This window comes from Streptomyces sp. NPDC002784 (assembly GCF_053592135.1).
In genome coordinates, this window is the sequence record NZ_JBSFVD010000019.1 from 1 (window position 1) to 20840 (window position 20840).

At 70.4% G+C, this 20840-nt stretch carries 14 protein-coding genes, 1 tRNA gene and 1 rRNA gene; 13 read left to right on the forward strand and 3 right to left on the reverse strand.

All coding sequences use genetic code 11. The annotated features are described in order from the left end of the window. The 3 genes from rrf to ACWD1Z_RS27330 form a co-directional block, all read left to right on the forward strand. Positions 1-90, forward strand: a 5S ribosomal RNA gene (gene rrf, locus ACWD1Z_RS27320); the annotation flags it as partial. 115 nt (positions 91-205) lie between these two features. Next, the gene (locus ACWD1Z_RS27325; RefSeq protein WP_451122355.1) at positions 206-868 is read left to right on the forward strand and encodes a DegT/DnrJ/EryC1/StrS family aminotransferase; all 663 of its coding nucleotides are present in this window, start codon (positions 206-208) and stop codon (positions 866-868) included. 92 nt (positions 869-960) lie between these two features. Further along, positions 961-1033, forward strand: a tRNA-Thr gene (locus ACWD1Z_RS27330). A 59-nt stretch (positions 1034-1092) separates the two neighbouring features. Here the strand turns inward: ACWD1Z_RS27330 and ACWD1Z_RS27335 are convergent. Next, a complete protein-coding gene (locus tag ACWD1Z_RS27335; protein WP_451122243.1) occupies positions 1093-3840 on the reverse strand; it encodes a SpoIIE family protein phosphatase in 2748 nt (915 codons plus the stop codon). A gap of 436 nt (positions 3841-4276) precedes the next feature. Between ACWD1Z_RS27335 and ACWD1Z_RS27340 the strand changes: the two genes are divergently transcribed. The 10 genes from ACWD1Z_RS27340 to ACWD1Z_RS27385 all read left to right on the forward strand — a co-directional run bounded on the left by ACWD1Z_RS27340 (position 4277) and on the right by ACWD1Z_RS27385 (position 18933). Further along, positions 4277-9706 (forward strand): HAMP domain-containing protein, encoded by a 5430-nt coding sequence (locus ACWD1Z_RS27340; protein WP_451122244.1) that lies wholly within the window; start codon positions 4277-4279, stop codon positions 9704-9706. 361 nt (positions 9707-10067) lie between these two features. Further along, positions 10068-10748 (forward strand): response regulator, encoded by a 681-nt coding sequence (locus ACWD1Z_RS27345; protein ID WP_389420956.1) that lies wholly within the window; start codon positions 10068-10070, stop codon positions 10746-10748. 134 nt (positions 10749-10882) lie between these two features. Then, a complete protein-coding gene (locus ACWD1Z_RS27350) occupies positions 10883-13576 on the forward strand; it encodes a DNA translocase FtsK (protein ID WP_451122245.1) in 2694 nt (897 codons plus the stop codon). Positions 13577-13820: 244 nt separating this feature from the next. Further along, positions 13821-14657, forward strand: coding sequence for a helix-turn-helix domain-containing protein (locus ACWD1Z_RS27355; RefSeq protein WP_451122246.1), 837 nt, complete (start codon positions 13821-13823; stop codon positions 14655-14657). Positions 14658-14743: 86 nt separating this feature from the next. Further along, positions 14744-16213, forward strand: a complete 1470-nt coding sequence (rimO, locus tag ACWD1Z_RS27360; protein ID WP_389420959.1) for a 30S ribosomal protein S12 methylthiotransferase RimO — start codon at positions 14744-14746, stop codon at positions 16211-16213. Then, complete coding sequence (gene pgsA / locus ACWD1Z_RS27365) at positions 16210-16917, forward strand: CDP-diacylglycerol--glycerol-3-phosphate 3-phosphatidyltransferase (RefSeq protein WP_451122247.1); 708 nt, start codon at positions 16210-16212, stop codon at positions 16915-16917. The genes rimO and pgsA overlap by 4 nt, the downstream gene beginning before the upstream one ends. Continuing rightward, complete coding sequence (locus tag ACWD1Z_RS27370) at positions 16914-17459, forward strand: CinA family protein (RefSeq protein WP_451122248.1); 546 nt, start codon at positions 16914-16916, stop codon at positions 17457-17459. Before pgsA ends, ACWD1Z_RS27370 begins: the two co-directional genes overlap by 4 nt. A 109-nt stretch (positions 17460-17568) precedes the next feature. Further along, positions 17569-17949: a helix-turn-helix domain-containing protein gene (locus ACWD1Z_RS27375; RefSeq protein WP_015657463.1), complete on the forward strand. Its 381-nt coding sequence runs from the start codon at positions 17569-17571 to the stop codon at positions 17947-17949. Positions 17950-18106: 157 nt separating this feature from the next. Beyond that, on the forward strand, positions 18107-18577 hold the full coding sequence (locus ACWD1Z_RS27380; protein WP_451122249.1) for a Dps family protein: 471 nt from the start codon (positions 18107-18109) through the stop codon (positions 18575-18577). An 80-nt stretch (positions 18578-18657) separates the two neighbouring features. Next, positions 18658-18933 carry a hypothetical protein gene (locus ACWD1Z_RS27385; RefSeq protein WP_451122250.1) on the forward strand — a complete coding sequence of 92 codons (276 nt, stop codon included), beginning with the start codon at positions 18658-18660 and terminating at the stop codon, positions 18931-18933. On the opposite strand, the gene ACWD1Z_RS27390 is transcribed toward ACWD1Z_RS27385, so the two are convergent. Both ACWD1Z_RS27390 and ACWD1Z_RS27395 read right to left on the reverse strand, forming a co-directional pair. After that, complete coding sequence (locus ACWD1Z_RS27390) at positions 18881-19669, reverse strand: SDR family NAD(P)-dependent oxidoreductase (protein WP_451122251.1); 789 nt, start codon at positions 19667-19669, stop codon at positions 18881-18883. The genes ACWD1Z_RS27385 and ACWD1Z_RS27390 overlap by 53 nt on opposite strands. A 32-nt stretch (positions 19670-19701) precedes the next feature. Then, positions 19702-20526, reverse strand: coding sequence for a DNA-formamidopyrimidine glycosylase family protein (locus ACWD1Z_RS27395; protein ID WP_451122252.1), 825 nt, complete (start codon positions 20524-20526; stop codon positions 19702-19704). Positions 20527-20840 lie beyond the last annotated feature (314 nt).

Consider the following 20840-nt stretch of genomic DNA (forward strand, 5'->3'; position numbering starts at 1 on the left):
CCCGGTTACATTCCGAACCCGGAAGCTAAGCCTTACAGCGCCGATGGTACTGCAGGGGGGACCCTGTGGGAGAGTAGGACGCCGCCGAACAAATTTTGAAAAGGGTTGGACCCTGAACTTCGGTTCGGGGTCCAACCCTTTTTTGCTGTGCGTCACTTGAAGTTCACGTTGCGGAACCACCATCCCGGGCATGGGTACTGCTGCAATGCTCAGGGCCGCCGGCGTCGGAGTCGGTGACGAGGTCGTCGTACCGGCCTTCGGGAACGCCGAGGTGGCCGGGGCCGTGGTCCTGGCCGGGGCGCTTCCGGTGTTCGCCGACATAGACCCGGTCACGTACTGCCTGGACGCCTCCGCCGTCGAGGCGGTCGTGACCGCACGGACCGCGGCCGTGGTGGTCGTGCACCGCTTCGGGCGGTTCGCCGACATCGCCCGGCTGCACGGGGTCGGGCAGCGGCACGGGCTGCTCGTACTGGAGCAGGGCGAGTCCGAGGTGCCGTACGACGAGATCGCTCAGCGTCGGCAGCGGGCCGCCTATCTGGACGCGAAGCTGAAGGGCGTGTGCACGCCCGACGGGGGTGACGGGCACACCTATCAGCAGTACGTCGTGCGCGTGCCCGGGAACGGGCGGCCCGACCGGGATGCCTTCGCGCGCGCCGTGCGCGCCCGCGGGGTGGACTGCAAGGTGCCGGTGAAGACGCCCGTGCACCGGCTGCCCGAGTTCCGGCGGTGCGTGTCGTTGCCGGAGACCGAACGCGCCGCCGACGAGACGCTCACGTTGCCCGTGGACGCCGCGCTGACCAAGCGGGACATGCAGCGGATCGTCTCCGCGTGCAACGCGCTGGGCGGGTTGCTCCAGCCCGCCGTCTGAGAATTCGAGCCCCTGGGCGGGCGGTTCGAAGCATGCGCGAATTCAGGGTATGATTTAGCTCGTTGCCGCGAGGGACACCTCGAAGGCAACAGGCCCCTATAGCTCAGTCGGTAGAGCGTCTCCATGGTAAGGAGAAGGTCAACGGTTCGATTCCGTTTGGGGGCTCCGACAGAAAAAGGCCTCCGCCCTTACGGGCGGGGGCCTTTCTCGTATCCCCTGGACGCTCAGTCCTTGTGGAGGCCCGGGACGCGCATCGCGAGGATCGCCATGTCGTCGGACGGGGCGTCCGAGGCGAAGCGCTCCACGGCGCGCATGATGCGGGCGGCGACCGCGCCTGCAGTCAGGCCCGTGCAGGTCGTCAGGACGTCGCTGAGGCCGTCGTCGCCGAGCATGCGGGTGCCCTCGCGGCGCTCGGTGACGCCGTCCGTGACGCACAGCAGGACATCGCCGGGGTCGAGCGTGACGGTCTGCTCGTAGAGCTCCAGGTCCTCCATCACGCCCAGCAGCGGCTGGGGTTCGGCGGCCGGCTCGACCGTGCCGTCCTGGCGCAGGCGGAGCGGGAGGGGGTGGCCGGCGCAGACCACCTTCAACTCCGCGCTGCCGTCCTCCTGCGGCCGCAGCTCGCCGTAGAGGAGGGTCAGGAAGCGGCTGCGGGCGCCCTCGTCCAGGATCGCGGAGTTGAGGCGCTCCAGGACCGCGGGGCCGCTGAGGCCCTCGCGGGCCAGGAGGCGCAGGGCATGGCGGGCGAGGCCCGTGACCGCCGCCGCGTTCGGGCCCGTACCGCAGACGTCGCCGATGGCGAAGCCGTAGGCGCCGTCGCTGATCGGGAAGAGGTCGTAGAAGTCGCCGCCGACCTCGTTGCCCTCGCCGGCCGCGCGGTAGATGACCTCGACCTCCACGCCGTCGATCTGGGGGAGTTCGGGCGGCAGGAGGCTGCGCTGGAGGGCCTGGCTGATGGCCGTGCGCTCCGAGTACAGGCGGGCGTTGTCCAGGGCCAGGGCGGCTCGGCGGGAGAGGTCCTCGGCCAGCTCCAGGATCTCCTGGCGGAAGTGCTCGTCGGTCGGCTTGCCGAGGGTCAGCATGCCGATCACACGGTTGCGGGCCACCAGCGGCAGTACGACGGTCTCGCCGCCGACCGCCGAGGCCGTGGCGAGCGTCGGACCGATGCCGGAACTCGCGCGGGGGAGCGGCTCGCCGAGGCCCAGACTGCGCATGGAGGTGCGCAGGGCGGCCTGGTGGGCGGCCTCCGCGGGAGCGGACCAGATCCGGGCGCCGGGGGTGGGGACCGGGTCGGGCGGGGCGATCTTCGAGAGCAACGACTTGATGCCGTCGATGAGTTCCTCGTCCTCGTGCAGGACGTACGAGAGGTACGGCTCGGAGGCCTGGTCGGCGATCGTGTAGACCGCGCACCACGTGGCCAGCGTCGGGACCGTCATCTGGGCCATCAGGGCCAGGGTCTGGTCGCGGTCCAGGGTGCCGGCGAGCAGGTCGGAGGCCTCGACCAGGAAGCTCAGCGAGCCCCGGCGCAGGCGCTCCAGTTCGCCCAGGCGGGCCGATTCGACGGCCAACGCGATCCGGTCCGCGGCGAATTGGAGCCGTAGGGCCTCTTCGTTGGAGTATCTGCCGGGGGCCTCCGCCGCGACGCCGAGGGAGCCGGTGAGGCGGCCCTCGACCTTCAGCGGGACCGTCACGACCGAGCGCATGCCGGTGCCGCTGAGCAGCGGGACGGCGCCGGGGACGACCGACAGGTCGTCGTGGACCGCGGGCATGCGCGCGGAGCCGTAGCGGCCGGGGCCCGCCTCGACGGGCACGCGGGCGAAGCGCTGGCGGGCGGAGGGCAGGCCGGTGGAGGCGCGGACCTCCAACTCGGTCTCGTCGTCGGTCGCGAGGAGCAGGAAGGCGGAGTCGCCGTCGAGCATGTCGCGGGCGCGCTCCACGGTGCGCTGGAGGAGGCCGTCGAGATCGTCCGGGGCCGGGGAGCCGATGAACACCTCGAAGGGGTCGGTGCTCTGGCCCTCCCCGGAGCCGGCGTCGGAGGACGGCATCCGCAACGGCGTCTGCAGGACCGCGCGTTCGTTGTCCCGGACGAGGAGGCAGACCGTGGAGGGCTCGCCGCCGGTGTCGCGGACCCGGAGATGGGAGGCGTAGACCGGGGTGACCCGGCCGTTGGCGCCGCGGATGCCGTAGCTGCCCTCCCAGCGGGAGAGCTGCAGGGCCTCCGCGATGCCGGTGCCGGTGCCCGGGGTGTGCGGCCAGGCGGCGAGGTCGGTCAGGGGCTTGCCGGTGACCTGCTCGGCGGGGTAGCCGAAGAGTTCCTCGGCGTCCTCGTTCCACGCCGAGATGGCGCCCGTGCGGTCGATCTGGACGACGGCGACGCGGACGCGGGCGTCGGCGATCGGGAGGAGGTCGGCCGGGAGCGCGGGGCCCGCGGCCCGGGTGCCCACCGGGCGCTCGGGAAGATCGAGCTGGAACCAGACCTGCTTGTGCGTGGGCGTGTACTCGACACCCCACCGGCCGGCCAGGGCCGCGCAGAGCTGGAGGCCGCGGCCGCCCTCCCGGTCGGGGTTCCCCATGCTGACGGACGTGCCCCGGAGCGGGATCTCGCGCTCGGGGTAGTGGTCGGCGACCTCGATCCGGACGCCGTCGTCGGCGCGCAGGCACAGGACGTCGGCGGAGGTGCCGGCGTGCACGACGGCGTTGGTCACCAGCTCGCTGGTGAGGACCACGGCGTCGTCGACGATGTCGGCGAAGCCCCAGCCCTGGAGGGTGTCGCGGACGAAGGAGCGGGCGCTCGCGACCGACCGCCCGACGGGCTCGAAGCTGGCGGCCGCGCGCGCGGTGATCACTGAACTCCTCGACCGGTTGTCGACATGCAGGGCTCCGTGGCCGGCCGGCTCCTGCCGCTGATGCGGCAGTCCGCCCGCCGGCCGGGGTTCCGAGGGCTGCTCCCCCGGGATCAGTCCGGTGGTCATGTGTGCGGCCGCCCCTCCGTGCCCGCTCGTTTCCGTGCCACCGCCCGAGCCGGACGGACCGGTGCGGCTGGACAGCCGCATGCAAGGTTACTTACCTTCGCCGTCCACGCGGATGCCGGTCCGCAGTGTTTCCGCCCGGAGGGTGTGCGGACGGTGTGCGAAGCTGCCGAACTGTTATGGCCGGGTTCGGCCGGGGTGAAACACTGGGCAAGCTTGAGGTGAAGGTCCGGTCGGGCGGAGTGGCGTTCGCTCTCGGTGGGCAGCAGCCCGTGGTGCGGTCTGCCGCATCCGGCGGAGATACCCAGCAGTAACCGGTACGCCGAGCAGGAGTACCGGGAGCACGGCAGTGATGGTCGACCCCTGCGGGAGGGACACAGTGGAGTCTGGCGAAGCGACGCGGGGCACCAAGACGCGCGCGAAAGGCGGACAGCCCCTGATGAACCAGCGTAAACCGCGCGGTGGGACCACCACGGTGGACACGGCCTCCTTGAACCGGCTGCTGGCGGCCCTCGTCTCGATGCGGGACGGCAACTTCCGCAAGCGGCTGACGGTCTCCGGCGACGGTGTGATGTCCGAGATCGCGGCCGTCTTCAACGAGGTGGCCGACCGCAATCTGCATCTGACCGGCGAGCTGTCCCGGGTACGGCGCATGGTGGGCCGCGAGGGCAAGCTCACGGAGCGGCTGGAGACGGGCGCCTGCGAGGGCTCCTGGGCGGCCGCCGTCGACAACTCCAACGCCCTGGTCGACGACCTCGTACGGCCCGTCTCCGAGGTCGGCCGGGTGCTGTCCGCGGTGGCCGAGGGTGATCTGTCGCCGCGGATGGAGCTGCGCACGCAGGCCCCGGACGGCACCGCGCATCCGCTGCGCGGGGAGTTCCTGAAGGTCGGCCGTACCGTCAACAATCTGGTCGACCAGCTGTCCACGTTCACCGACGAGGTCACGCGGGTGGCCAGTGAGGTGGGCACCGAGGGCAAGCTGGGCGGACAGGCACGCGTGCGGGGCATGTCGGGTTCGTGGAAGGACCTCACGGACTCCGTGAACACGATGGCGTACCGGCTGACCGCGCAGGTGCGGGACATCGCGCTGGTGACCACGGCGGTCGCCAAGGGCGATCTGTCCCGGAAGGTCACGGTCCATGTGGCCGGCGAGATGCTGGAGCTGAAGAACACCGTCAACACGATGGTGGACCAGCTGTCGTCGTTCTCCTCCGAGGTGACCCGGGTCGCGCGCGAGGTGGGTACCGAGGGCGAGCTGGGCGGGCAGGCTCAGGTCCCGGGTGTGGCCGGTGTGTGGAAGGACCTCACCGATTCGGTGAACCTGATGGCCGGCAACCTCACGGCCCAGGTGCGAGGTATCTCACAGGTCACCACGGCGGTCGCCAACGGTGATCTGTCGCAGAAGGTGACCGTGTCGGCGCGCGGTGAGGTCGCGCAGCTCGCGGACACCATCAACCAGATGACCGAGACGCTGCGGATCTTCGCGGACGAGGTCACGCGCGTGGCCAACGAGGTCGGCGCCGAGGGACGGCTGGGCGGCCAGGCCAATGTGCCGGGTGCCGCAGGCACCTGGAAGGACCTGACGGACTCCGTCAACACGGTCTTCCGGAACCTGACGATCCAGGTGCGGGACATCGCCGCGGTGACGACGGCCGTGGCCAACGGTGATCTCTCGCAGAAGGTCACCGTCGACGTGGCCGGCGAGATGCTGGAGCTGAAGAACACCGTCAACGGCATGGTGGACCAGCTCTCCTCCTTCGGTTCCGAGGTCACGCGCGTGGCGCGCGAGGTCGGTGTCGAGGGCGAGCTGGGCGGGCAGGCGCAGGTGCCGGGCGCGGCGGGGACGTGGAAGGACCTGACGGACTCCGTCAACACCGCGTTCCGCAACCTCACCGGCCAGGTCCGCAACATCGCCCAGGTGACGACGGCGGTGGCCAACGGCGATCTCTCGCAGAAGGTCACCGTGGACGTCTCCGGCGAGATGCTCCAGCTGAAGAACACCGTGAACACGATGGTGGACCAGCTGTCGGCCTTCGCCGACCAGGTGACGCGGATGGCCCGGGACGTGGGCACGGAGGGCCGCCTGGGCGGTCAGGCGGTCGTGCCGGGGGTGTCCGGGACCTGGAAGGAGCTCACCGACTCCGTCAACTTCATGGGCGGCAACCTCACCTCGCAGGTGCGGCAGATCGCCCAGGTGACCACGGCGGTGGCGCGCGGTGACCTGTCGCAGAAGATCGACGTGGACGCGCGCGGGGAGATCCTGGAGCTGAAGAACACCATCAACACGATGGTCGACCAGCTCTCCGGCTTCGCCGAGCAGGTGACCCGGGTGGCCCGTGAGGTGGGCACCGAGGGGCGGCTGGGCGGGCAGGCGCAGGTGCCCGGTGTGGCCGGTGTGTGGCGCGATCTGACCGACTCCGTGAACGGCATGGCCGGCAACCTCACCGCTCAGGTGCGCAACATCGCGCAGGTCGCCACCGCGGTGGCCCGGGGTGACCTGTCCCAGAAGATCACCGTGGACGCGCGCGGGGAGATCCTGGAGCTGAAGAACACCCTGAACACGATGGTCGACCAGCTCTCCTCCTTCGCGGAGGAGGTCACCAGGGTCGCCCGTGAGGTGGGTACGGAGGGCCAGCTCGGCGGGCAGGCCGAGGTGCAGGGGGTCTCCGGCACCTGGAAGGACCTCACCCAGTCCGTGAACTTCATGGCGAACAACCTGACCATTCAGGTGCGCAACATCGCCGAGGTCACGACCGCGGTGGCCAAGGGCGACCTGTCCAAGAAGATCACCGTGGACGCCAAGGGCGAGATCCTGGAGCTCGTCACCACCGTCAACACGATGGTGGACCAGCTGTCCTCCTTCGCCGAGCAGGTGACCCGGGTGGCCCGTGAGGTGGGCACCGAGGGCATCCTGGGCGGCCAGGCGCATGTGCCGGGCGTCACCGGCATCTGGAAGGACCTCAGCGACAACGTCAACCTGATGGCCAAGAACCTGACCATGCAGGTGCGGAACATCTCCCAGGTCGCGGCGGCGGTCGCCAACGGTGACCTGACCCGGACGGTGACCATCGAGGCGCGCGGCGAGGTCGCGCAGCTCGCGGACACCTTCAACACCATGGTCAAGACGCTGAGTTCGTTCGCCGACCAGGTCACCAAGGTGGCCCGCGAGGTGGGCACGGACGGCATCCTGGGCGGCCAGGCGCGGGTGCCGGGAGTGGCCGGTACCTGGAAGGACCTCACCGAGTCGGTGAACCAGATGGCGTCGAACCTCACCGGTCAGGTGCGGAACATCGCCATGGTCACCACCGCCATCGCCAAGGGCGATCTGACCAAGAAGATCGACATCGACGCGCGGGGCGAGATCCTCGAACTCAAGACGACCATCAACACCATGGTCGACCAGCTCTCCTCCTTCGCGGAGGAGGTCACCCGCGTCGCCCGTGAGGTGGGCACCGAGGGACAGCTCGGCGGCCAGGCACGCGTGCGTGACGTCGACGGCACCTGGCGGGACCTCACCGAGTCCGTGAACGAGATGGCCGGGAACCTCACCCGGCAGGTGCGGGCCATCGCGCGCGTGGCGACCGCGGTGACCCGTGGCGACCTGAACCTGAAGATCGACGTGGACGCCTCCGGCGAGATCCAGGAACTCCAGGACTACATCAACAAGATGATCGCCAACCTGCGCGACACCACGATCGCCAACAAGGAGCAGGACTGGCTCAAGGGCAACCTCGCCCGGATCTCCGCGCTGATGCAGGGCCGCCGGGACCTCCAGGACGTGGCCTCGCTGATCATGAGCGAGCTGACGCCGGTGGTCTCCGCGCAGCACGGCGCGTTCTTCCTGGCGATGCCGGATGCCCACCAGAGCGACGAGGACCAGTACGAGCTGCGGATGCTCGGCTCGTACGGCTACTCGATGGGCTCCATGCCGACCTCGTTCCGGCCCGGGGAGGCGCTGGTGGGGACGGCGGCCCAGGAGAAGCGCACGATCCTGGTGGAGAACGCGCCCAGCGGCTACCTGAAGATCTCCTCCGGGCTCGGCGAGGCACCGCCCGCCCAGGTGATCGTGTTGCCGGTGCTGTTCGAGGGCCAGGTGCTCGGCGTGATCGAGCTGGCCTCCTTCACGCCGTTCACGCAGATCCAGAAGGACTTCCTGAACCAGATCGCGGAGATGATCGCGACCAGCGTCAACACCATCTCCGTCAACACCAAGACCGAGCAGCTGCTGAAGCAGTCCCAGGAGCTGACCGAGCAACTCCAGGAGCGGTCGGCGGAGTTGGAGAACCGGCAGAAGGCCCTCCAGGCGTCCAACGCCGAACTGGAGGAGAAGGCCGAGCTGCTGGCCCAGCAGAACCGTGACATCGAGGTGAAGAACACCGAGATCGAGGAGGCCCGGCAGGTCCTGGAGGAGCGTGCCGAGCAGCTCGCGGTGTCGATGCGCTACAAGAGCGAGTTCCTCGCCAACATGTCGCACGAGCTGCGCACCCCGCTCAACTCGCTGCTGATCCTGGCCAAGCTGCTCGCCGACAACGCCGAGGGCAACCTCTCCCCGAAGCAGGTGGAGTTCGCCGAGACCATTCACGGCGCCGGTTCCGACCTGCTCCAGCTGATCAACGACATCCTCGACCTGTCCAAGGTCGAGGCGGGCAAGATGGACGTCTCCCCGACGCGCATCGCGCTCGTCCAGCTCGTGGACTACGTGGAGGCCACCTTCCGCCCGCTGACCGCGGAGAAGGGCCTGGACCTGTCGGTGCGGGTGTCGCCGGAGCTGCCCGCCACGCTGCACACCGACGAGCAGCGGCTGCTGCAGGTGCTGCGCAATCTGCTCTCCAACGCGGTGAAGTTCACCGACTCCGGATCGGTCGAGCTGGTCATCCGGCCGGCCGGGGCGGATGTGCCGGTGGCGATCCGGGAGCAGCTGCTGGAGACCGGTTCGCTGCGGGACGCGGACGCCGATCTGATCGCGTTCTCGGTGACCGACACCGGCATCGGCATCGCGGCCAGCAAGATGCGGGTGATCTTCGAGGCGTTCAAGCAGGCCGACGGCACGACCAGCCGCAAGTACGGCGGTACGGGCCTGGGGCTGTCGATCTCCCGGGAGATCGCCCAGCTCCTCGGCGGCGAGATCCACGCGCAGAGCGAACCGGGACGCGGCTCCACCTTCACGCTGTACCTGCCGCTGCACCCGAGCGAGCTGCCGCCGCAGGGCTACCACCAGCAGCCCATGCCCGCCCTGGAGGCCGGCGACCTGGTGGCGTCGGCCGCGGAGTCGTCCGAGCTGTCGGACGTGGAGATCGAGACGCCGGCCGAGGTGAAGTCGTACCAGGAGACGCAGAACGGCGCCGCCGCGCTCTTCCGGCGCCGGCGCCGCAGGTCCGTGCCCGAGCTGGAGCAGCTGCCGCTCCAGCAGGAGCAGCTGCCGCTCCAGCAGGAGCAGCAGTGGCCGACGCTGGAGCAGCAGGCGGCGCCGCAGGTGCGCCGGGGCATCCGGTTCGGCGGGGAGAAGGTGCTGATCGTCGACGACGACATCCGCAACGTCTTCGCGCTGACCAGCGTCCTGGAGCAGCACGGCCTGTCGGTGCTGTACGCCGAGAACGGCCGGGAGGGCATCGAGGTGCTGGAGCAGCACGACGATGTGGCGGTCGTGCTGATGGACATCATGATGCCCGAGATGGACGGGTACGCGACGACCACGGCGATCCGCCGGATGCCGCAGTTCGCCGGGCTGCCGATCATCGCGCTGACCGCCAAGGCGATGAAGGGCGACCGGGAGAAGGCGATCGAGTCGGGCGCCTCCGACTACGTCACCAAGCCGGTCGACCCCGATCACCTGCTGTCGGTGATGGAGCAGTGGATGCGGGAGGCGTGACGGGACCGGCCGGGCTTCGTACGGGCCCGTGCGCGGCCGGCAGGGCTTCGTACCGGCCCGTGCGTGGCCGGGAGAAGGGCAGGTCGGGAACCTGCGGTGGACACACGGAGTTGCTGACTCAGTGTGCTCGACGCCGTGTAGAGGGACGGGATTCGGGGAACCTTCTGGTCTCCCGCTACGTTTCTGCTACGTGCACAGTGACATCGCGGTGACAGGGTGTGGCGACAGGCGGGGTGCGGCTACCATGACCGGCACGAGGACGGGCGGCGCAAGGGAGCCGTCCCCTGGGGCGGCACCCGGCGGTGCCGCGTCAAGTCCTGCGGACAGGGGAGGCCCCATGCCGGGGCGAGGAGGGCGGGCCATGGTGCAGAAGGCCAAGATCCTCCTGGTCGATGACCGGCCGGAGAATCTGCTCGCGCTGGAGGCGATCCTCTCTGCGCTCGATCAGACCCTGGTGCGGGCATCGTCCGGGGAGGAAGCGCTCAAAGCACTGCTCACGGACGACTTCGCGGTCATTCTGCTGGACGTCCAGATGCCGGGAATGGACGGTTTCGAGACCGCGGCGCACATCAAGCGCCGGGAGCGGACCCGGGACATCCCGATCATCTTCCTCACGGCGATCAATCACGGTCCCCACCACACCTTCCGCGGCTATGCCGCCGGTGCGGTGGACTACATCTCCAAGCCGTTCGACCCGTGGGTGCTGCGGGCGAAGGTCTCGGTCTTCGTCGAGCTGTACATGAAGAACTGCCAGCTCAGGGAGCAGGCGGCGCTGCTGCGGCTCCAGTTGGAGGGCAGCGGCCGGGCTCCGGGCGCCGAGACGAAGGAACCGGCGGGGCTGCTCGCCGAACTGTCGGCGCGGCTCGCGGCGGTCGAGGAGCAGGCCGAGGCGCTGTCCAAGCAGCTCGACGACGAGTCGGCGGACGCGGCGGCGGTCGCCACGGCGGCTCATCTGGAGCGCAAGCTCACCGGACTGCGGCGCGCGCTGGACGCGTTGGAGCCGGGCGCAGGGAACACCTCCTCGGTGTCCTCGCAGAACTGACGCCCGTCCGGGGCGCGTTGGAGATGACCTTTCTGTGAACGTGCGTCAGTTCAGCGCCGTCGTCACGGCGACACGAACGGGTGAAGCAGTGGGCACACGTGTCCGCTGTCGTCTCCCCCGGTAACCTCACACCTATGGCCTCACGTCCCTCCGCAGCCAAGAAGCAGCCCGCGAAGAGGGCTGCCGCTCCCGCGAAGGGCCCGGCGAAGAAGGCCCCCGCGAAGAAGGCGCCCGCCAAGAAGGCCGTCGCGAAGAAGCCCGCGCCCAGGCCGGCCCCCAGCCCCACCGGGGGCATCTACCGGCTGGTGCGGGCCCTCTGGCTCGGGCTCGCGCACGCCGTCGGCGCCGTGTTCCGCGGCATAGGGCAGGGCGCCAAGAACCTCGACCCGGCGCACCGCAAGGACGGCGTCGCGCTGCTGCTGCTGGGTCTCGGGCTGATCGTCGCCGCGGGCACCTGGTCCACGTCGCGCGGTCCCGTCGGCGAACTGGTCGAGATGCTGGTGACCGGCGCCTTCGGCCGGCTGGACCTGCTGGTGCCGATCCTGCTCGCGGTGATCGCCGTGCGGTTCATCCGGCACCCGGAGCAGCCCGAGGCCAACGGCCGGATCGTGATCGGCCTGTCCGCCCTGGCCATCGGCGTCCTCGGCCAGGTGCACATCGCCTGCGGCTCGCCCGCCCGCAGCGCCGGCATGCAGGCGATAAGGGACGCCGGCGGCCTCATCGGCTGGAGTGCGGCGACTCCGCTGACGTTCACGATGGGCGAGGTCCTCGCCGTACCGCTGCTGGTGCTGCTCACCGTCTTCGGGCTGCTGGTCGTCACGGCCACCCCGGTCAACGCCATCCCGCAGCGGCTGCGGCTGCTCGGGGTCAGGCTCGGCATCGTCGACGATCCGCGGGCGGAGGAGTACTTCGACGACGACGAGCGCTACGACGACCAGTGGCGCGAGGCGCTGCCCGCGCGCCCCCGGCGGCGCGGACCGTCGCCCGAGGCCTACGACCCCGAAGGCGCCGAACAGGAGGCCCTCTCGCGGCGTCGCGGGCGGCCCCGGCGGTCCGCGACGCCCCAGCCCGACATGAGCCGCCCCATGGACGCGGTGGACGTCGCCGCCGCTGCCGCCGCCGCGCTGGACGGGGCCGTACTGCACGGGATGCCGCCCTCGCCGGTCGTCGCCGACCTCACCCAGGGCGTGAGCGCGGGCGACCGCGAGCAGACCACGCCGGCACCGGCGCCGACGCCCGTCCCGGCCGCGCGGCCCAAGCAGGAGAAGCTGAAGACCGAGGTCGCCGACCTCACCAAGCCCGCGCCGGAGGCCCCCTCCGACCTGCCCCCGCGGGCCGAGCAGCTCCAGCTCTCCGGTGACATCACCTACGCGCTGCCCTCGCTCGACCTCCTCACGCGCGGGGGGCCCGGCAAGTCGCGCAGCGCCGCCAATGACGCGGTCGTCGCCTCGCTCACCAACGTCTTCACCGAGTTCAAGGTCGACGCCGCCGTCACCGGCTTCACGCGCGGGCCGACGGTCACCCGCTACGAGGTCGAGCTGGGCCCGGCGGTGAAGGTCGAGCGGATCACCGCGCTGACCAAGAACATCGCGTACGCCGTGGCCAGCCCGGACGTGCGGATCATCTCGCCGATCCCGGGCAAGTCGGCGGTGGGCATCGAGATCCCCAACACCGACCGGGAGATGGTCAACCTCGGTGACGTGCTGCGGCTCGCGGCCGCCGCGGAGGACGACCACCCGATGCTGGTGGCGCTCGGCAAGGACGTCGAGGGCGGCTATGTCATGGCCAACCTCGCGAAGATGCCGCACGTCCTGGTCGCCGGAGCCACCGGTTCCGGTAAGTCGTCGTGCATCAACTGCCTGATCACCTCGATCATGGTCCGGGCGACCCCCGAGGACGTCCGGATGGTCCTCGTCGACCCCAAGCGGGTCGAGCTGACGGCCTATGAGGGCATCCCGCACCTGATCACGCCGATCATCACCAACCCCAAGCGGGCCGCCGAGGCGCTCCAGTGGGTCGTACGAGAGATGGATCTTCGCTACGATGATCTGGCGGCGTACGGATTCCGGCACATCGACGACTTCAACCAGGCGATAAGGGACGGCAAGGTCAAGCCGCCGGAGGGCAGTGAGCGCGAGCTCCAGCCGTATCCGTATCTGCTGGTGATCGTCGACGAGCTCGCCGACCTGATGATGGTCGCGCCGCGGGACGTCGAGGACGCGATCGTGCGGATCACGCAGCTCGCCCGTGCGGCCGGCATCCATCTGGTGCTCGCCACGCAGCGGCCCTCCGTCGATGTGGTCACCGGCCTGATCAAGGCGAACGTGCCCTCGCGGCTCGCCTTCGCCACCTCCTCGCTCGCCGACTCCCGGGTCATCCTCGACCAGCCCGGTGCCGAGAAGCTGATCGGCAAGGGGGACGGGCTCTTCCTGCCGATGGGCGCCAACAAGCCCACCCGTATGCAGGGCGCCTTCGTCACCGAGGAAGAGGTCGCGGCGGTCGTCCAGCACTGCAAGGACCAGATGGCGCCGGTCTTCCGGGACGACGTCACCGTGGGCACCAAGCAGAAGAAGGAGATCGACGAGGACATCGGCGACGACCTCGACCTGCTCTGCCAGGCGGCGGAACTGGTGGTCTCCACGCAGTTCGGGTCGACCTCCATGCTCCAGCGCAAGCTGCGGGTGGGCTTCGCCAAGGCCGGGCGGCTGATGGACCTGATGGAGTCGCGGAACATCGTCGGGCCGAGCGAGGGCTCCAAGGCACGTGACGTTCTTGTGAAGCCTGACGAGCTGGATGGCGTGCTGGCGCAGATCCGCGGGGAGGCTTGAGAAGAGTCCCCCGCGGGCCGGGCCGTCGATGTCGGATCGTGACTCACCCGTAAGGGATCATTGAGCAACCGTTTCCCTTCGACGTACGTCAAGTTGAGGGAAGCGAAACGCTGCTGCCCCACCATCGGTGTGCCGGGCCATACCGATGGCGTACAAAGTCCCGCCGCCCGGTTGCCCCAGGCTTTCATACCCCCCCTAGACTGAACTTCCAGCACAGGTGGCTACACGCTCGAAAGGCGCCCCCGTGTCCATCGGCAACTCCCCTGAAGACGAGCGTCCGTTCGAAGACGTTTCCGACGAAGCCCGCCTCTCCGTCGGCCGAGCTCTCCAGCAGGCGCGTATCGCTGCCGGACTGACCGTCGACGACGTCAGCAACGCCACCCGGGTCCGCCTGCCCATCGTGCACGCCATCGAGGCGGACGACTTCGCCCCGTGCGGCGGGGACGTGTATGCCCGCGGCCATATCAGGACCCTGGCCAGGGCCGTCGCCCTCGACCCCGGCCCGCTGCTCGCCCAGTACGACGCGGACCACGGCGGTCGGCCCGCGCCGACCCCTGCGGCGCCGCTGTTCGAGGCGGAACGCATCCGCCCGGAGCGGCGGGGGCCGAACTGGACCGCGGCGATGGTCGCCGCGATCGTGGCCGTGGTCGGCTTCGTCGGATTCACCGCGTTCAAGGGTGAGGACGACGGCGGCTCGGCGACGGTCGCCGAGGGTGCCACGCCCTCGGCCGGCACCTCCGCCACCACCAAGCCCAAGACCGAGAAGCCCGAGGACCCGAAGCCGGAGCCGTCCGACAGCGCCATCGCCGCCGCGCCCCAGGACAAGGTGACGGTCCAGGTCAGCGCCGCCGACGGCAAGAGCTGGATCTCCGCCAAGGACCACACCGGCGGACTCCTCTTCGACGGCCTGCTCAAGCAGGGCGAGTCCAAGACCTTCCAGGACAGCGAGCGGATCAACCTCGTCCTCGGGGACGCGGGCGTCATCCAGCTCTACGTCAACGGCAAGAAGATCGACGACAACTGGCAGCCGGGAGCCGTGGAGCGCCTCACCTACACCAAGGGCGACCCCCAGGCCGGCTGAGCACACTGCGCGAGAGGACGGGGTCGGCCAAGATCGGCCAACCCCGTCGACGTGGGGTGTCAGCGAGACAAAGTAGTCTTGAGTCCATGCCTGAACGCCGTACCGTCGCACTCGTCACTCTTGGCTGCGCCCGTAACGAGGTGGACTCGGAGGAGCTCGCAGGCCGCTTGGAGGCGGACGGCTGGGATCTCGTGGAGGACGCCTCCGACGCGGATGTCGCCGTCGTCAACACCTGTGGCTTCGTCGACGCCGCCAAGAAGGACTCCGTCGACGCCCTCCTGGAGGCCAATGACCTCAAGGGGCACGGAAGAACCCAGGCGGTGGTGGCGGTCGGCTGCATGGCCGAGCGGTACGGCAAGGAGCTCGCGGAGGCGCTGCCCGAGGCCGACGGGGTGCTCGGCTTCGACGACTACGCGGTCATCTCCGACCGGCTCCAGACCATCCTGAACGGCGGCATCCACGCCGCGCACACCCCGCGCGACCGGCGCAAACTGCTGCCGATCAGCCCTGCCGAGCGGCAGGAATCGGCCGCCGACGTGGCGCTGCCCGGGCACGCGCCGGCGGACCTCCCGGAAGGGCTCGCGCCCGCCTCCGGCCCGCGCGCCCCGCTGCGCCGCCGGCTCGACGGCGCCCCCGTCGCCTCGGTGAAGCTCGCCTCCGGCTGCGACCGGCGCTGCACCTTCTGCGCCATCCCGTCCTTCCGCGGCTCCTTCATCTCGCGCCGCCCCAGCGACGTGCTCAACGAGACGCGCTGGCTGGCCGAGCAGGGCGTCAAGGAGATCATGCTGGTCTCCGAGAACAACACCTCCTACGGCAAGGACCTCGGCGACATCCGCCTGCTGGAGTCCCTGCTGCCCGAGCTGGCCGCGGTCGACGGCCTGGAGCGGGTGCGGGTCAGCTACCTCCAGCCGGCCGAGATGCGCCCCGGCCTGATCGACGTCCTCACCTCCACCCCCAAGGTCGCGCCCTACTTCGACCTCTCCTTCCAGCACTCCGCGCCCGACGTGCTGCGCGCGATGCGCCGCTTCGGCGACACCGACCGCTTCCTGGAGCTGCTCGACACCATCCGGAGCAAGGCTCCCCAGGCGGGCGTGCGCTCCAACTTCATCGTGGGCTTCCCCGGCGAGTCCGAGGCCGATCTGGCCGAGCTGGAGCGTTTCCTCAACCACGCGCGGCTGGACGCGATCGGCGTCTTCGGCTACTCCGACGAGGAGGGCACTGAAGCGGCGACGTACGACGGCAAGCTGGACGTCGACGTCGTCGCCGAGCGCCTGGCACGCGTCTCGCGGCTGGCCGAGCAGCTCGTCTCGCAGCGGGCCGAGGAACGCCTGGGCGAGACCGTGCGGGTCCTCGTGGAGTCCGTGGACGAGGAGGGCGTGTACGGCCGCGGCGCGCACCAGGCGCCGGAGACGGACGGCCAGGTGCTGCTCACGAGCGGCGAGGGCCTCAGTGTCGGTCGTATGGTCGAGGCGAAGGTGGTCGGCACCGAGGGCGTCGACCTGGTGGCCGAGCCGCTCCAGGGCTCGTTCGTACCCGATGAGGAGGCGGCCAGATGACCGGAGTCCCGGCATCCGCCGCGGGCGGCTCCTCCAAGGCGGCGGCCGCGGTCTCCGGCGAACCCGGGGACGCGAAGCCCGTGCGGGGCGGGAAGATCGCGGCGGCGGCCGTCAACCAGGCCAGCGTCTGGAACGTCGCCAACCTCCTGACCATGCTCCGGCTGCTGCTCGTCCCCGCGTTCGTCGCGCTGATGCTGGCCGACGGCGGCTATGACCCGGCGTGGCGCTCGTTCGCCTGGGCGGCCTTCGCGGTTGCCATGATCACCGACCTGTTCGACGGTCATCTGGCGCGGACGTACAACCTGGTCACCGACTTCGGGAAGATCGCCGACCCCATCGCCGACAAGGCGATCATGGGGGCGGCGCTGATCTGTCTGTCCGGGCTCGGTGATCTGCCGTGGTGGGTGACCGCGGTGATCCTCGGCCGGGAACTCGGCGTCACCCTGCTGCGTTTTCTCGTCATCCGGTACGGCGTCATCCCGGCGAGCCGGGGTGGCAAGCTCAAGACGCTCACGCAGGGCGTGGCCGTCGGGATGTACATCCTGGCGCTGACGGGATGGCTGGCCACTCTTCGGTTCTGGGTGATGGGCGCGGCGGTCGTGCTGACCGTGGTGACCGGGCTCGACTATGTAAGACAAGCCATTGTGCTGCGCAGGCAGGGCATCGCGGAGCGCAAGGCCGCGCTGGAGGAGGCGGAAGCGTGAATTCCCCCGCCGCTGAAGTGGTGCGACTACTGACCGTGAGGGGCGAGACGCTCGCTGTCGCGGAGTCGCTCACTGGTGGCCTTGTTGCGGCGGAAATCACAGCGGCCCCCGGGGCGTCGCAGGCCTTCCGGGGTTCGGTGACCGCCTATGCCACCGAACTCAAGCACCGGGTGCTCGGGGTCGACGCGGGCCTGCTGGAGCGGCGCGGAGCGGTGGATCCGCAGGTGGCGGCCGAGATGGCGGCGGGCGTGCGCAAGGTTCTCGGCGCCGACTGGGGCATCGCGACGACCGGAGTGGCGGGCCCGGAGGAGCAGGACGGGAAGGCCGTGGGAACCGTTTACGTGGCCGTGGACGGGCCCCGCCCGGCGGATTCCGGATCCGCCGGTGGCGGGAAAGTGGCCTCGCTGCGGTTGAACGGCGACCGGGCGGAAATTCGTATGGAGAGTGTACGGAGCGTACTCGCGCTGCTCCTGCGGCAGCTCGCGAGCGAACAGCCAGAGAATGAGCGGGCACAGGATACGGAACAGAACGGGGGGTTTTGATGTTTGCAGCCCTGAGTGAACACGACATCGCTCCCCGCACGGCCGCAGCGCAAGGCGGTACGGTGGGGCGTGAAGGATGCGGCTACGCGGTCCGAGGAGGGAGCCACCGATGATTCTGCTCCGTCGCCTGCTGGGTGACGTGCTGCGTCGGCAGCGCCAGCGCCAGGGCCGTACTCTGCGCGAAGTCTCCTCGTCCGCCCGAGTTTCGCTCGGCTATCTCTCCGAGGTGGAGCGGGGGCAGAAGGAGGCTTCCTCCGAGCTGCTCTCCGCCATCTGCGACGCGCTGGACGTACGGATGTCCGAGCTCATGCGGGAAGTGAGCGACGAGCTCGCTCTCGCCGAGCTGGCCCAGTCTGCTGCGGCCACCCCCAGCGAGCCCGTGCCCACGTCGGTCCGACCGATGCTGGGTTCCGTATCGGTGACCGGTGTGCCACCGGAACGGGTGACCATCAAGGCGCCCGCGGAGGCTGTGGACGTGGTCGCCGCGTGAGTCTCACGCGCATGGCGCATTGACCTGATCATGCGCTGAGGACGTGTGCGAAGCCCCGGCCGGGTCTTTCCAGGAGAACTGGAGAGGCGACGGCCGGGGCTTTCGTGCATCGTGGAGGGCGTGGACTCGGGGCCGGCACACCGAACGGAGCATATGGATGTACGTCGTGAAGAGCCCGCTGTCCGAGGCCGACCTGAAGACCGTGTCCGAGGCGCTGCAAGGCGCTCTCGTCGACTTGGTGGACCTCGCCCTGGTGGCGAAGCAGATCCACTGGAACGTGATCGGGCCCCGGTTCCGTTCCGTGCATCTCCAGCTCGACGAGGTCGTGACCACCGCGCGCACGCACTCCGACACCGTCGCCGAGCGAGCGTCGGCGCTGGGCGTCCCGCCGGACGGGCGCGCCGCGACGGTGGCCTCGGCCAGCGGTATCGAGACCGCGCCCGAGGGCTGGATCAAGGACGCGGGAGCCGTGGGCACGATGGTGGACGCGCTCGGCGCGGTGATCACCCGGATGCGGGAGCGCGTCGGGGCGACCGGTGAGGCGGACCCCGTCAGCCAGGACATGTTCATCACCATCACGGCCGAGCTGGAGAAGCATCACTGGATGTTCCAGGCCGAGAACGGCTGACGAGGGTGCTCCCGTGTGCCGTCGGTGCGCCCTGGTAGCGACCGGGGCGGTGATCTAGCGTCGGGCTGGAGGTGGCGGTCATGGCGGGGATAGCGCGCTGGGGGGCTGCGCTCGGGCTCGGGGCGCTGTGGTGGTGGGCCGTGCTGCGGCTCGCCGTCGCGCCGGACGCCGGAGCGCTGGAGGGCGCGATCGCCGCCGGGGGGTGGGGCCTGAGCCTGCTGCCGGTGCACTGCGTGCCGAAGACGCGGGCCGCGGGCGCGCTGGCCACGGGACGATGGGTACGGGCGTGGCGGATGGCCGGGGTCACCACGGCATCGCCACGCCCCCGTTCGGACGCAGGATCTGACCCGTCGTGAAGGCCGAGGCGTCCGAGGCCAGGTACAGCACCGCGTGCGCCACGTCCTCCGGTTCGCCGACCCGGCCCAGGGGTGCCATCCGCTTCATGAGCGCCTCGGTGGGCGTCTGTGGCTGTGGCTGTGTCCGTGTCTGCGCCTCATCGTCATGGCGGCCCGTCATGGGCGTGCGGATCCAGCCCGGTGCGACGGCGTTGACCCGGATGCCGTGGCGGCCGACCTCGGTCGCGAGCGTCTTGGTCAGCTGGACGACGGCCGCCTTGGCGGCGCCGTAGCAGAGCAGTCCGGGGCCGCCGGTGTCGACGGCGCCCGAGGCCATGGTGATGATGCTGCCCCGGACCTGCCGGGCGAGCATCAGGCGGGCGGCCGCCTGGCAGGCGTACAGGACGCCCTTGAAGTTGATGTCCAGGACGCGGTCCAGGTCCGCCTCGGTGGTCTCCAGGACCGGGCTGCTGTGCATGATCCCGGCGATCGCGGCCATGATGTCCAGCCGCTCGCAGGACTCGACCGCTTGCTGGAGCCGGCCGCGGTCCGTGACGTCCAGGGGGTGGAGGTGGGCGGTGCCGCCCTCGTCCTTGACCAGGGCGGCCGTCTCGTCCAGTCCGTGCGGGTCGCGGTCCGCGCAGTGCACGGTGGCGCCGGCCTGGGCTAGCAGCACGGCCGAGGCGCGGCCGATGCCGCTGGCGGCGCCGGTGACGAAGGCGGTCCGTCCGGTGAGGTCGTACGCGCTGACGGCCATGAGGGGACGGTACGAGGGTTTCTGACGGTCCGTCAATTGGTGGTACGGCGGCGATGTCCCGGTGTGGGGGCCGGGCCGCGCTGGCAGCTCGGGCACCAGTAGGTGGGGCGTTCGCGGGAGCCGTCGCCCTGGTTGGCGGAGCGGATGGGGGTGCCGCAGCGCAGGCAGGGGCGCGGTGCGCGGCCGTAGACGAAGAGGTCCCGGCCGCGGCGGCCCGTCGTGCTGCGGACCGGGCGGTCGCGGTTGGCCTCCAGGAGCTTCTTGGCGAGCACGGGGAGGTGCGCCGCGCGGTCGGGCGGGAGGGCGCCGACCGGGAGCCAGGGGGTGATGCCGAGGAGGAAGCAGAGCTCGCTCTTGTAGATGTTGCCGATGCCGGCGAGGTTGCGCTGGTCGAGGAGGGCCTCGCCGAGGGCGCGGGCGGGGTCCGCCTGGAGGTTGGCCAGTGCCTGGTCGGGGTCCCAGTCCGGGCCCAGCAGGTCGGGGCCGAGGTGGCCCACGGCCCGGGACTCCTCGGTGGTGCGGATGAGGTCGAGGACCGGGAGGCGGTAGCCGACGGCCGTGCGGTCGGCGGTGGCGAGGACCGCGCGGATCTGGTGGGCGGGGCCGCCGGTCCAGCGCTCCCGGTGGGCGTACACCCTCCAGGAGCCCTCCATGCCGAGGTGCGAGTGCAGGGTCAGGCCGCCCTCGACGCGGGTGAGGAGGTGCTTGCCGCGCGGGGTGACGTCCAGGACGGTGCGGTCGGCGAGGTCGACCGTGGCGAACTTGGGCACCCTGAAGTCGCTGCGGGTCAGCACCTGGCCCGCGAGGGCTGCGTGCAGGCGCCGGGCGGCCTGCCAGACCGTGTCTCCTTCGGGCATGGGTCAAGGGTGGCATGCGGGGTTGGGGGCGGGGGCGTGTGTGTGTCTGTCGGGCTGGTGGGGGGTGTGGGGGGGGGCGTGCTTTGTGCGTGTCCGCTGGGCTGATGGGGGTGGTGGCTCGGCGTGCTCATGCGTGTCTTCCGGGCCGGTGGGGGTTGTGGGGCGGTGTGCTGCGTGTGTGCTGGGCTGGTGGGGGGTGGCGGTGTGCTGCGTGTGTGCCGGACTGGTGGGGTGTGGGGTGGCGTGCTCATGTGTGTTCGCCGGGTCGGTGGGGTTGTGGAGCTGCGTACTTCTGCGTGTCTGCTGGGGCGGTG